Annotated in this window: 8 protein-coding genes; 6 read left to right on the top strand and 2 right to left on the bottom strand. The window is 32.4% G+C overall.

Features of this window, described 5'->3' with window-relative positions:
- Positions 1 to 986: 986 nt before the first annotated feature.
- From F6K23_RS12795 to F6K23_RS12785, 3 genes are all read left to right on the top strand, one after another.
- Positions 987 to 1,712: a hypothetical protein gene (locus F6K23_RS12795; protein WP_293155576.1), complete on the top strand. Its 726-nt coding sequence runs from the start codon at positions 987 to 989 to the stop codon at positions 1,710 to 1,712.
- 936 nt (positions 1,713 to 2,648) lie between these two features.
- Positions 2,649 to 3,800: a glycosyltransferase gene (locus F6K23_RS12790; RefSeq protein ID WP_293155573.1), complete on the top strand. Its 1,152-nt coding sequence runs from the start codon at positions 2,649 to 2,651 to the stop codon at positions 3,798 to 3,800.
- A 40-nt stretch (positions 3,801 to 3,840) separates the two neighbouring features.
- Positions 3,841 to 4,236 (top strand): hypothetical protein, encoded by a 396-nt coding sequence (locus F6K23_RS12785; protein ID WP_293155570.1) that lies wholly within the window; start codon positions 3,841 to 3,843, stop codon positions 4,234 to 4,236.
- A gap of 1,274 nt (positions 4,237 to 5,510) precedes the next feature.
- Here F6K23_RS12785 and F6K23_RS12780 read toward each other — a convergent pair.
- Together F6K23_RS12780 and F6K23_RS12775 are read right to left on the bottom strand one after the other, a co-directional pair.
- Positions 5,511 to 6,530, bottom strand: a complete 1,020-nt coding sequence (locus F6K23_RS12780; RefSeq protein ID WP_293155567.1) for an endonuclease/exonuclease/phosphatase family protein — start codon at positions 6,528 to 6,530, stop codon at positions 5,511 to 5,513.
- Between the two features lie 311 nt (positions 6,531 to 6,841).
- A complete protein-coding gene (locus F6K23_RS12775) occupies positions 6,842 to 7,396 on the bottom strand; it encodes a hypothetical protein (RefSeq protein ID WP_293155564.1) in 555 nt (184 codons plus the stop codon).
- A gap of 645 nt (positions 7,397 to 8,041) precedes the next feature.
- Here F6K23_RS12775 and purH point away from each other — a divergent pair.
- The 3 genes from purH (at position 8,042) to F6K23_RS12760 (ending at position 13,499) form a co-directional block, all read left to right on the top strand.
- Positions 8,042 to 9,586 carry a bifunctional phosphoribosylaminoimidazolecarboxamide formyltransferase/IMP cyclohydrolase gene (gene purH, locus F6K23_RS12770; protein ID WP_293155562.1) on the top strand — a complete coding sequence of 515 codons (1,545 nt, stop codon included), beginning with the start codon at positions 8,042 to 8,044 and terminating at the stop codon, positions 9,584 to 9,586.
- Between the two features lie 1,735 nt (positions 9,587 to 11,321).
- Positions 11,322 to 12,242: a 2OG-Fe(II) oxygenase gene (locus F6K23_RS12765; protein ID WP_293155560.1), complete on the top strand. Its 921-nt coding sequence runs from the start codon at positions 11,322 to 11,324 to the stop codon at positions 12,240 to 12,242.
- Between the two features lie 642 nt (positions 12,243 to 12,884).
- On the top strand, positions 12,885 to 13,499 hold the full coding sequence (locus F6K23_RS12760) for a 2OG-Fe(II) oxygenase (protein ID WP_293155558.1): 615 nt from the start codon (positions 12,885 to 12,887) through the stop codon (positions 13,497 to 13,499).
- Positions 13,500 to 14,650 lie beyond the last annotated feature (1,151 nt).

Raw genomic sequence — 14,650 nt, 5'->3', positions numbered from 1 at the left:
GTTATAGAATCAAAATGTTGTTAAACTCAAGAAAAAATGCACTGTCCTAAATGCCAATCTTCTCATCATAAGAAAAATGGTTAACGTTACGGCAAAAACAATCTTATCGTTGTCACGATTGTGGACATTAATTTGTTGAATCTCCTCTCCCCAAAGTATATCACCCTGAAGTTAAACAACTATGTATCAAAATGTATTTTAATGGTATGGGATTCAGGGCTATAGCTAGAGTAACTCAAATCAATCATGGAACCATCATGGCCTTGGGTTAAGCAAGCGGTAGAAACATTATAGCCACGAACATTTCTTTGTTTGCTCTTGGCTAATCATAGTTTTCTACTGTTTCAATTTCCAAGTTTAAAGTTATTTTTAGTTATGAATATTAATGATACTAAATTTTCAGAAATTATAAATTATTTACAACACAATAGTCATAGAGAGTTTCTAAGTGTTTGGATAATTTATCTGACTATCGTGATTGTTTTTGCTGTTATTTTTTACTCTAATAATTCGACTTCATCAAAACAAGTTAATTCTATTTTTAATCAGAGAAATAATATTTATCAAAATTTCAGTAAAAATTACTTTCTGTATCTAGAAAGCATCTGTTTCTTAATATTTGTAGGTGGTATATGTTTATCTCATATTTAATAAAGCTGAATTTGCCTACTATGATAATGATCAATTTACATTTTTTTCGTTACTAGGTAAGTTTTATAATATGCCAATTTCGCCGGAATCGGGTAGATTTTTGCCTTTAGGGCTTCAGGTATATAATATTATTAGTATTTTTAGCAAAACTCCTCTAGCATATCATTCTTTTTCAATCTTTCAATTACTGGTTACAATTCTTCTTTGTTTGTCAATCTTACCGCAAATTAAATTAAGCCATAAAATTCTTTTGGCTACTCTGATATTAATACTACCTAGCTTTGTTGTTTCTTTTTTTTGGTCTCATTTATTCTGAAAGAAACATAATTTTCTGGTTGGCAATTTTCATTTTTTGTTTGGAGAAACTGGAGAAAAACAAATCAGTAATTTATCTTTGTGGGATTTTTATTGCCACTCAATTTTTACTTTATTATAAAGAACCTATTTTTCTGTTAATACTAGATTTTGCTGGTAGCAGATTAATAATAACAGCATTTAATGATAAACTTTGGCACAAGGTACAGGAAAGAATATTTGGATTTGTCAAAAATAATTGGCTCGATTTAGGTTTAATTATTCTCTCCTTAGTATTTATGTATTTATACATCTCAAATATTTATGGTCAAGTTGGAATTTCTTATGCTAGTGCACACGCAAGAGATAGTAGATTATCTACTTTTATTAATTATCTAAAAGACAATCCGATCTTATTAATCTTTCTTTTAGTATTTATTGGTCGAATCCGTGGGTTAATTTTAGGAAAATATCGTCTCAATTTAATATGGGATACTTTGGCAATTGGTAATTTATTATATTTTTTAGCCTATATTAAACTTAATATTTTCACGAATTATTATACCGCTCCAGTAGATTTTATTGCCACTTTATATTTAGCAAATATCTCTTCAAAAGTTTTTATTAATAAGCAAAGGTATAAGGTATTAGGCATTGTAGTCTTGGTTATTATTATATTTATAAACAATATACACTATTCTTATTTTTTCATTTTAGCTCGAAAAAAAATGATAGATTCAAAAATACAAACAACCCATTTTCTATAACGGTATATTATTCAACAATGAATAATGAATAATGAATAATGAATAATTACCTCTCCTTGAAAAGAAGAGGATTGACTAATAATGAATTTTTTTTTTATCTTGGTCGATTGGATATGGCGAGGAGACCTCGCCATCCCATCCTAACGGACTGCTCCGCAAACGACCGCTTATTATCCCCTTAAAAAGGGAGGCTTTAAACCACAATTTTTCGGTAACAATAAATTTAATAATGTGGACTTATTTTTTCCTGAAAATTCAGGGTATAGGATGAGGCAATTTTCTGCTTTTCTAAACTATAAAAACTTTCCTATTTTAATCCAAAATCATAAACACTCTAGAGATGGATTTTTATTTATGAAGGCTAAAAAATCATTCCCTGATAATTTATGTATGAGTTATAGACCCTTTAAATGTTTTTATTCTGCTCAACCAGAACCAAGTAATTTGATTATTATTTTCTTCCCGAAAAACCTTTTTATGGTAAAGAACTTCTTACTCGTAGAGAGTTAATTAATAAATTTGAAAAAAAATCAGTTCAACTATTTCATTATCAACCATAATTTCAAGGAATAGAAAGTATACTTTACTTTTTTTGTAAAGATTTAATTGATGAGCTATGGTTAAATGCGTATGTTTTTACTGACTTTAATGCAGGTAAAACTAGGTAATTTCAGTTATCAGTTATCAGTTATCAGTTATCAGTTATCAGTTATCAGTGCCTCTGGCTGTTTGCGCAGCATGACCTAGGAAACCCAGAGGCTTGACATAAGGAATATTCTCTTTATTTTATCCCCTTAAAAGGGGAGGCTTTAGACATTTTTTTTTGGTAATGAAGTTTACGACTAAATAGTTTAAGATATAACTAAGGAATGAGTGGATGGAGAGTATCAAACTCTTTGTTAATTTTCTTAATAATCTAAAAATTTGGAGATTAAATTGGATAAAAAAATTGATAAAAAAAAAGGAAATATATTCGTTTTTCTGGAAATTTTATCTCGTGAAGGTGGCATTCAATCTTATGTTAGAGATATTTTCCAGGCTTACCAAGACCTAACAAATTCTACAAATACTTCTGATTCGGTTCTAGATACTGATATATTATTACTTAGAGATGGATTAGAATGTGAAAATCCCTATCAGTCCAAGAGTATAAATTTCTATTATTTAAAAACTCAGCCTATTTGGTTAGGGCGTTTTAGGTTAGCAGCAACATTATTATGGTGTTTACTAAAAAAACGACCTAAACAAGTTTTTTGTGGTCATATTAATTTAGCTCCCTTAGTTCAAATTTTGTGTGTACCTCTTGGCATTCCCTACACAGTTTTCACTTATGGAAAAGAAGTGTGGGAACCACTACCAAATAAATATCAACAGGCATTAAAACAAGCAGCTAGTATTTTAACTATTAGTCGTTATAGTCGCGATCGCTGTTGTGAAAGTAATCATCTAGACCAAGAAAAGTTTCAATTATTACCTTGTATGGTAGATGAGAATATTTTTATTCCTCAGCCTAAACCAAAAGATTTGATTGAGCGTTACAATCTGGAAGGGGCAAAGGTGTTAATGACTGTAGCTAGACTTTGGTCAGGAGACCCCTATAAGGGTGTTGATGTTACTATACGTGGCCTTTATAGGATACTACAAATATTCCCGGAAGTAAAGTATTTAGTAATTGGAAGAGGAGACGACCAACCCCGGTTAGCCAAGTTAGCTCAAGATTTAGGGGTGGAGAAACAAGTTATATTTGCTGGGTTTGTGCCTACAGAAGATTTGGTCAGACATTATCAAGTAGCTGATGCTTATGTGATGCCTTCTCAGGAAGGGTTTGGTATAGTTTATTTAGAAGCAATGGCCTGTGGAATACCAGTTTTATCGGGTGATGCGGATGGATCGGCGGACCCTTTACAGGATGGAAAATTAGGATGGCGCGTACCCTATAGAGATCCAGAAGCAGTAGCTAATGCTTGTATTGAGATGTTGAAGGGAGAGGACCAAAGGTGTGATGGTAATTGGTTGCGGGAAGAAAGTGTAAAAGTATTTGGTAGGGTTGCCTTTACTAAAAGGGTAAAACAACTTTTAGATTTGTGATTAGGATATAAAAAGGATGGATATTTAAGGAGATAATGAAGTGAATCAAGGCAATTCAAAAGGATTTCAATTAACACTGGCCAGTATTGGTAATTGGATAATTGTTTTAGCTGTTGTTTGGCTGTTAGGGTCTATAGGTTTAGGATGGTTAGTTAACTCTGTTTTGATATTGATTGGTTTTATATTGATTACACCTATAATTGCATTTATTGGGTTACGTTGGTGGTTAAATCGTAATTTAATTATAGATAAATGTCCTGTTTGTAGTTATGAATTTACTGCTTTAAATCAGACTCAATTTCAATGTCCTAGTTGTGGGGAACCACTTAAGGTTGAAGGGGGTAATTTTAGTAGGTTAACTCCTCCTGGTACTATTGATGTGTCTGCTGTGGAGATTAATGCACAACAAATTGAAGACTATAAGTCAAAAAATTGATTTATTTAAAATTAATTTGATAGTGGAGCTAAGTTCAACAATTAATAATTAATAATTAATAATTAATAATTAATTATTACCTATCCTTGAAAATAAGAGGATTGAAGCTTAAGGAAAATTTGTTCTTTTTTCTCCTTTAAAGGATAAGCTTTAAACCTTAATTATTCGGTAAAAATTTTTCTCTGAAAGAAAAACATAAGATATTGGTTAACTAAAATATACTTACTTTCTTTGAGTTAGTTTTGAAAATTAACATTGAGATTTTTTTTAGCTAAATTTATTTTATTTCTAGAGATAGATTCTAGTTAGTCTTGTTAAAGTAGTGATATTAGTTAGCATATATCTTTAGTTATTCAGAATTAATTTACAAAGACCGCTACTTAATTTAATACAAGATGAGCGATACAAAATGAAGGAGGCAATACTGACTTAAGATGGTAAGTTAATAGCTTTTGATTCTATTTTAACTAATGTTAATTTGCTATGACATCAATAAAAATTTAGATTTAGATATTGAATATAAGCTTTTATGTATTGTAGGAAAAATTAATTGGAAATGGAGTAGAAAACTGAATCTTGTATCATGTCCGGTTAAATACCTAGGGTTTGCTGAAAAAGTCTTATAGGTGAGGGTAGGAGACAGGAGACAGCTATACTGGAGACAGGAGAAAAGGGAATGAGCGAGAAGGTAGGATTCAACAATGAATAATGAATAATGAATAATTAATAATTAATAATTACCTCTTCTTTTCAAGGAGAGGATTGACTCAAAGGAAAATTTTTCTTCTCTTGGTCGATTGGATATGGCGCAGGTTTCCTCGCCATCCCATCCTAACGGACTGCTCCGCAAACGACCGCTTATTATCCCCTTAAAAGGGGAGGCTTTAAACCACAATTTTTCGGTAAGAATTGTAAGAGTGATTTTTCTGTTCAACCTATGCGCCTAAAATACGCTCCTTTTTGAGCGTGAAGAACTGAAAACCAGGGACTTTTTTCCACCCCAAAAAGTCTAAAACCTTTATCTGTAAATACTTTTAGATTTAATCAGCAAGCCCTACTTATAAATAAATAAATGATTAGGGAGTAGGGTTAACGCGCGTCAGAAGTCAGAAGTCAGAAGTTATTTTTGTAACGAGGATTTTGAGCAACTCTCCAAAAATATTTCGCTTTAAAAGGCGGGGTTTTAGACCCATATTATTTTGATAATAAAGAGATTTATGACCGCTAGTGAAAGGATAGTTTTTTTCATAACTAATTTTCCGGGCATGATATTATTAATTTCCTGGTTTGCTAATCAATAAATCTGTAATTAGAGGGAGATGATCTGAACCTAAATTTAAACCTGAGTTAGCTCTGGTCTTAACGTTTACAACTTTAATTTCTGAACTGATTAAACAATGATCTATGGGAATTTGAAAAAATCTAGATAAAATATACAAGACTATAGAGTTATTAAATCTTGCAGGCCAAGTAGGAATAATACCAAAACCTAAACGACTATTTCTTAATCCAGTTTCTTGTTCTAATTTTTGATAATAAGGAGACCACATTGTTATATTCAAATCTCCTGCAAGAATAACTGGATGATTTAATTGTTGAATATATTTACTAAGTGCTTCTAAAATTTGATTGCGTTGTTTAAAGGTGCTTCTATATATCGGAACAGTAGGATGGGTTGCTATTAAATCAATAGTTTGTTGATTAATGTTGAAGTTAGTAATAATAGTAGGTTTGTTCGGAGCAAAAAATTTTATTGAGTAATCATTGAGAGGAAATTTGCTGTAAACTGCAACAATTCCATAGGGAGGAATTCCATAGGTAGACTGAGAGGCAATTGAATTAGGTAAAATATCAGATAATGTTTGTAGATTTTGAAACCAGGTATTAGTAGGTTCTAAAAAAATTGCTATATCTGGGTTTTCTTTTCTTACCATTTTGGTAACTTGTGAATATTGAGAATTTCTGCCTCCATAAAGGTTATAAACTAAAATTCGCAAGTTAGGAGTTTCTTGGCTAATACCATTTCTATGAATATACCAAGGTAAAATTGGGGTGAGGTTAATAATTGTGCAAAATATGCCTACTAATAATAATCTCTTTTTGCCTGTTATACCTAAGCAACACAACAAGATTAAGCTGATTACAAAATATTGAACTTTAAAATGAGAGATTAGCTCGAAAATGATACCTTTTTGCCAATAACTTCCTAGGGAAAACAGAGTGGTAATAATAATTCCTGTGGTTAATAAGTAACTGAAGATTTCTTTTAGTCGATCAAACCAGGATATTTGCATATTAGGCTTTAGAACATCCTACTTGTGTTGAATAAAAAATCATGCACATAGGCAAGTACCACCCACTACATTAACTATATCACAAATTTTAAATACTTACAACCTGAAAGATGCTTGATTTTTTTTGGAGCTTTTGAAAATGAAATATAGCAGTTGCTATGGGTTGAGCGAAGATATTGAATAGCTATTTCTGTAACACGACTAGGAGAAGCAACAGAATATTGAAGATAAATCTTCTCTCTTTTGATCGATAACCAAAGCCTTCTGCTATATATCAATCAAAAGATAAAGATACTTTCCCTCACCACACTCTATCGAACAGGAATTATTTTCCATTGTGCATGAAGTTTACTGGTTGGATTGTCAACATGAACTGTCACGGTATCCTGCGTGACACCCCTAGCAGCAGCAGTGGGAGAACAACCATTACACCGAGCTACATATTGACCTGAGTTAGACTTGAGAGCGTAGTTGCCATTAGGCAGTAACTCTGGAGTGAACTGAACATTAGGGTTATTTGGATCGTCTTTCCTAATAACTAGAAAGTCACGAGTTGCACCATCCACAATGCAACCATTACACCGAGCTACATATTGTCCAATGTCAGCCTTAAGAGCAATTTTCCCAGCACTGACAGGAACAACTGTGAACTGAGCATGACCAACGTTATATCCATCCCGCAATGTCACAGTATCAGGAATAGTAACCACAGTTGACTGGCAGTCTCTACAGCGAGCCATAAATTTCCCTGTATCAGCAACTTGCAAAGCCACTTTTCCTTCTGGGACTGCTTCTGCTAAGGTCCCAGTTAAGGTCAGAGGTCCAATAGCTGCCAGGGTTAATATTAATGTAAACCACTTTTTCATTTTATGTGTACTCCTTTTGTGTTGAAAAAAAAATCAACTTAATGGGCGAGCAACTACCATTACTTTTATATTATCAGAATATTTCACTTTATCCTAAAATTCTATTTCGTTGAAGTATTTTCATTTGGAGCTTTCAGAAATGAAACAATTTTTTTAGAACTAATTAAATAGATTTGATATTAATTATAAGTTGCTAGGTAAAATCCAAAGAAAAATTATGATAGTAAGTAAATTTTTACATGAGCATTTCCTGCGGAATGCTGCGCAAACAGCTATTAACTGTCAGCTCTTAGCTTTTTAATAAATGAGCAAGCATCTGAATTTATCAGGGTTGATTCTAATTCAGGCTTTGTAATTGTATGAAAACTCTTAATATTAATTTCTCCTCTAATAGACATCTCCAGAAAAGAGGGAGTAGGCAGTAGGCAGTAGTGGGAAATAATTGATAATTTATGCACGATAATTGATTTGATTTTTTATTATCGGAGATGTCTAATATACTAAGTAGTTATGAGGGAGCTGAAAGCTGACAGCTAAATGCTTACTATCTAACAAAAATATTAAAATAATCCGCATAGTTTTAATATCTATATTTTAATTCTTAAAATATAGACTGTCAGTTCTCTAGGTTAGGATTTAAAACAAATGGCACGTTTAGCATTACTCAGCACATCAGATAAAACAGGTCTCATTGACTTAGCAAAAAGTCTAGTTACAGAATTTGACTATGAAATAATTAGTAGTGGTGGTACTGCTAAAACTCTGAAAGAAGCAGGAATTTCTGTGACAAAAGTATCTGACTATACGGGATTTCCAGAAATTCTTGGAGGTAGGGTTAAAACTTTACATCCTCGAATTCATGGAGGTATATTAGCAAGAAGAGATTTAGAGCAAGATATAGAAGAATTAAATGCGAATAATATTCGACCCATTGATTTAGTTGTAGTTAATTTATACCCGTTTGAACAAACAATTTCTCAACCGGGAGTTACTCTAGCAGAGGCAATTGAAAAAATTGATATTGGCGGACCAGCAATGTTAAGAGCATCAGCTAAAAATTTTGCTCATCTAACGGTTTTATGTAACCCTAATCAATATAATTCATACTTAGAAGAACTACGGGAAAATCAGGGTGAAATATCATTAGAATTTCGTCAAAAATGTGCCTTAGCAGGATTTAAACATACAGCAACTTACGACCAGGCGATCGCTACTTATTTACAAGAGCAAGAAACTACTTCTGAACAGGAGAAAGAAACATTTTTACTCTCTGGTAAAAATATTAAATCTCTGCGTTATGGAGAAAATCCTCATCAATCTGCAACTTGGTATCAAAGTGGAATTATTCCTAGTGGGTGGGCGGCAAGTAAAATTCTTCAAGGTAAAGAATTAAGTTATAACAATTTGGTAGATTTAGAGGCAGCGAGACGTATTATTACGGAATTTTCTGATGCTCCGACTGTGGCAATTCTTAAACATACAAATCCTTGTGGAATTGCAATTAGTGAAACTCTTTTGGAGGCTTATGAAAAAGCTTTTGCTGGAGATTCTGTTTCTGCTTTTGGGGGAATTGTTGCTTTGAATAAATCTATTGATGCTCCTACTGCGACTGCTATGACTAAGACTTTTTTAGAGTGTGTAGTTGCTCCGGGATGCGAACCAGAAGCGAAGGAAATTTTTCAGAAAAAATCTAAATTAAGAGTGTTAATTTCACCAGATTTAAAACAGAGTCCCTCGGAAACTATAAAGGTAATTGCTGGTGGTTTTTTAGTACAAGCTGCTGATGATGCAGTAGAAAGTTCTAGTGATTGGAAAGTTGTTACTGAAAAGCAACCGACTCCGGAAGAAATGGAGGAATTAATGTTTGCTTGGAAGGTGGTAAAGCACGTTAAATCTAATGCTATTGTTGTGACAAAAAATTTGGCAACTGCTGGTATTGGTGCTGGTCAAATGAATCGAGTTGGGGCAGTAAAAATTGCTTTGGAGCAAGCAGGAGAAAAGGCTATTGGAGGAGTATTAGCTAGTGATGCTTTTTTCCCTTTTGATGATTCGGTAAAAACAGCAGCAGCAGCGGGAATAACTGCGATTATTCAACCAGGAGGTAGTCTGCGAGATAAAGATTCTATTGCTGCTGCAAATGAGTTAGGTTTGGTAATGATTCTAACTGGAATTCGTCATTTTTTACATTAGAAAATGAATTATAAGTCTAAGAATTTCCAGCAGAATGCTGCGCAAGCAGGTATTGTTCAATAATTGATAATGGATAATTGATAATTACCTCTCCCTAAAAGGAAGAGGATTGAATAAAAGGAAAATTTTTTCTTGTTTCTCCTTTAAAGGAAGGGATTTTTACCTTAATTATTCGGTAATTAATAATTGCTTTTAAGGTTTGGGAAGGGGACTTTAGCAGTAACTCTTTATTCTTTCTCAATTTCAAAGATTGCTTTTAGTCATAGCCAAAATTAATGGCTGATAGCTAATAGCTGACGGCTAAATACTTACTTATAAGTAAAAGTAAGATGGGTAAGTTTTGACAATAAGCTATGAATAATTAATAATTACCTTTCCTGAAAAGCAGATGATTGACTAAAAGGATTTTTATAAGCATTCAGCGGTCAGCGGTCAGCTATTCCTACGGAATGCTGCGCAAACAGCTTTATTGCCTTTAGTGGGCAATTTAAACTCGTTGTTCTTGTGTTTCAATTCTTTGTTCAAAAATGCAGTAGAAGTTAAGCAAATACTTGGTTCATTGATTTTTATTGCGCTTGAGCTGACTGCTAATAGCTGAATGCTTACGGATTTTTTTTTTGTTTTTCCTTGATGCGTAGAGGTTTTATAGCAATTTAATGTATAGCAGTTGAAAGAAAGATTAGGATATATCAAAAGCTGAAAATTCAGACAAGTAAGATTTTTCCTTATTCCTTCTTCCTTCTGTTATAAAGTTGCACATAATAAACTTAAGTAGAGCATGATGAATTATTACTACTTTTTTTGATTATTTATCCCTTAATTTTCAGATAGTCTACACAACTTAAATAGAACTGGTATCTGAGTAGAGTCTGTGAGAAAATTCTTGTTAATTGTTTTTCTAGGAATTTATGACAATTATACTTTCAACAATTAATAATTAGGGTTTGCGTATGGAAAGTATGAGTGCTAGGGGTAGCAGTCAAGAGTTAGGAGTCAGGGGTCAGGAGAAACGGGGAATTTAGAGGAGGTAGAAGTAAGAATTATCCCTCAATTTTTCTGTCTTTGATTTGCCCAAAATGCTAACTTTTTGAACGTTTTATACCAAATTGATAAATGTTTGCTACAAATATCTAGGGTATTTATTAGGAGTCAACCCACCCCTAACCCCTCCGAGGAGAGGAAGTCAGGAGTTAGGAGTCGTATAGGAATAGCTTTAATACCATTTTTTACGGCGTACATTATCTTTTTTTCTCAAAGGGACATCTCCTATAAATTATTTTTATCGCTCTTATTATTCGTAACATTCTTTCTTTAAATTGGTATTAGACCAAAACAAGCGCACTTTTTTGGAATTTCAGAATGCTAAAATTTTTATCTGTCAATGCTTTGGTAACTAATCAGCAAACCCTAATTAATAATTCACAATTACCTCTCCTTGAAAAGAAGAGAATTGACTGAAAGGAAAAATTTTTCTTGTTGATTCTTTAAAGGGAATAAAAAGCTGTCGATATTCGGAGTTTCTCCTAGGGTGAGAAGGAAAAATTTTTCTTGTTGATTCTTTAAAGGGAATAAAAAGCTGTCGATATTCGGAGTTTCTCCTAGGGTGAGATGGTGAGAAAATCTCACCATATCCAATGGACCAAGAGAAATAAAATTCAGTATTTAAAGCCTCCTACTTTAGTAGGAAATGCTTACGGAGATACTGTTAACTGATAACTGATAACTGATAACTGAAATGACATTTACTCCACCACAAAATTTACCTCAAGAAGTAAAAATTAACCTCTTATTAACAGGAGGACATCAATATACTATTTATCTCAAATCTGATGCACCGTTACTCCAACTTTTAGCCAAAACACTATTATCTAAACATCAAAAAACAGAAAATTCTACTCTATTTCAAATTCCTATAGGAGAAGGTCATTCTGCTTTATGTTTTCCTAGCGAACATTTAGTGGGAATGGTGACGGAACCACCAATATATTTGCAGCATTTACAGTCACAAGATACTCAATCTCATATCAAAACTTCTACTCCTCCACCTCCACCGAAAATAGACAATTTAGAATCTCGTTATTTACTCATAGAAAATTTTCTCACCCAATCAGAAAATCAACAACTATTTAATTATGTTTTGCAGAGACAATCTGATTTTGTACCAACTACAACATCAACTAAAGCAGAAAATTATCGCCGCTCTCTAGTATTACACTCGTTCCCAAAATTTAGAGAATTAATAGTCAACAGAATTAAAGAAGTTTTACCTGATGCGTTAAAAAAGTTAAATATCCCAGAATTTTCAATTGCCGAAATTGAAAGTCAGTTAACAGCTCATAATGATAATAATTTCTATAAAATTCACAATGATAATGGTTCTCCTGATACTGCTACTAGAGTTTTTACCTATGTTTATTATTTTTATCAAGAACCAAAAGCATTTACAGGTGGTGATTTAATAATTTACGATAGCCAAATCAAAGGAAAATATTATGTCAAAGCTGACACATTTAAAACTATAGAACCTAAAAATAATAGTATTATATTTTTTCTAAGTCGTTATATGCACGAAGTTTTATCAGTAAGTTGCCCCTCTAAAGCTTTTTCAGATAGTCGATTTACTATTAATGGTTGGATACGGAGAAATAATGAATAATGAATAATGAATAATGAATAATGAATAATGAATTATTACAGCATATTTCGGGCAAACAAAAAGTAAGCATTTCCTGCGGAATGCTGCGCAAACAGCTATTAGCAGTCAGCTAGCTTCCTCCGGAAGAACTACGTTAACAGCAATTAGTAATAAGTAATTACTTCTAAGGTTTAGTCAGGGAACTTTACCAGTAATTTTTATTCTTTCCTAAATTTCAAAGGTTGCTTTTATCTTCCTCAAAATTAATAGCTGTTAACGCAGTTATTCCCATAGGAGACTAGCTAATAACTGAAGGTTGTTTGCGCAGCATTCCGTAGGAAATGCTTACAACAAAAATAATTAATAATTACAACTTCCTCCTCTATAATTCCCATTTATCCTGACTCCTGACTCCTACCTTTACCGAAAAAATCTGGGTATGCGCCTCCCCTTTTAAGGGGATAAAAAAAGAGAATATTTCAGATTTCAAGCCTCCTTATTGCAGAGGTACTGATAACTGATAACTGATAACTGATAACTGAAATGACCAATGGACTTTTTCGGCAAACCCTAATTAGTGTTAATTATTCTTGCTATTTACTTCTATCTCGCTCTCTTACTTCCCTACTCAAGAAAGTGTACGTTTATTAAATTGGTGTAATTATGCTGAGTGACAAATATAATCAAAATCTAGTTAAATCAAAATGTGTAAAAATTGATAATTTTTTAACAGAAGTAGAAAATCAAAAAATTCTAGCATCTGCAATTAAACTAGAAGCATATTTTGAAAAAAGTACTATTAGTATAAATGACCCTGAATTTCGCAAATCAAGAGTCTTATATTTAGCGGCTATTTCCAAAGCCAGAATTAGTAATCGAATTAAATTAGTTTTACCTCAAGTCTTATCTAAGCTTAATCATCAAATATTTCCAATATCTAAAATAGAAGGGCAAGTAACAGCTCATAATCATGGTCATTATTATCAAGCTCATAATGATAATGGAATGCCTGAAGTTGCTAAAAGAGAAATTACCTACGTTTATTATTTTTACCAACAACCTAAAAAATTTTCTGGTGGAGAATTAGTGCTATATGATGGAAAAATAGATAATAATTATTATACTCAGGCAAATTCATTCAAAAAAATTGCACCTATAAATAATACTATTATTTTCTTTCCTAGTCGTTATTGGCATGAAGTTTTACCAGTAAATTGTCCTTCTAAAATTTTTGCAGATAGTCGCTTTACTATTAATGGTTGGATCTGGAGAAATTAAACTGTTAAAGATAGGCTATGAACAATTAATAATTAATAATTAATAATTAACAATTAATAATGACCTTTCCTTGAAAAGAAGAGAATTGACTAAAAATATTTTTTTCTGTTCTGTTTCTACTTGTAGGGCAAAAGTCCGTGACGCTGTTAAGAAGAGACTCTATATAGTATCTGGATAATTAGTTATCCAATGATTAGGGGAAGACCTCCTCAGTCCTCAGGAGAAAGGAGGAATGAGAGTGAGAATTATCTGGGGATATTCGGGCATTTTGTATCTGCATTAAATGGAAGTAAAAAGTGCAATAACTGTATAACCCGATTTCATATTAAACCTGAATTATTCAGTAATTATGAACAATTAATAATTAATAATGACCTTTCCTTGAAAAGAAGAGAATTGACTAAAAATATTTTTTTCTGTTCTGTTTCTACTTGTAGGGAAAAAGTCCGTGACGCTGTTAAGAAGAGACTCTATATAGTATCTGGATAATTAGTTATCCAATGATTAGGGGAAGACCTCCTCAGTCCTCAGGAGAAAGGAGGAATGAGAGTGAGAATTATCTGGGGATATTCGGGCATTTTATATCTGCATTAAATGGAAATAAAAAGTGCAATACAATAACTGTATAACCGGATTTAATATTCAACCTGAATTATTCAGTAATTATGAACAATTAATAATTAAGAATTAACAATTAATAATTAATAATGACCTCTACTTCAAAGAAGAGAATTGACTAAAAATATTTTTTTCTGTTCTGTTTCTACTGGTAGGGCAAAAGTCCGTGACGCTGTTAAGAAGAGACTCTATATAGTATCTGGATAATTAGTTATCTGATGATTAGGGGAAGACCTCCTCAGTCCTCAGGAGAAAGGAGGAATGAGAGTGAGAATTATCTGGGGATATTCGGGCATTTTGTATCTGCATTAAATGGAAGTAAAAAGTGCAATAACTGTATAACCCGATTTCATATTAAACCTGAATTATTCAGTAATTATGAACAATTAATAATTAATAATGACCTTTCCTTGAAAAGAAGAGAATTGACTAAAAATATTTTTTTCTGTTCTGTTTCTACTTGTAGGGAAAAAGTCCGTGACGCTGTTAAGAAGAGACTCTATATAGTATCTGGATAATTAGTTATCCAATGA

Origin of the sequence: Okeania sp. SIO2C9 (genome assembly GCF_010672455.1) — a bacterium.
In the GTDB taxonomy this organism is placed as follows: domain Bacteria; phylum Cyanobacteriota; class Cyanobacteriia; order Cyanobacteriales; family Microcoleaceae; genus Okeania.
Note: the sequence above shows the minus strand (reverse complement) of the source record. Positions and strands in the feature narration are given on the sequence as shown.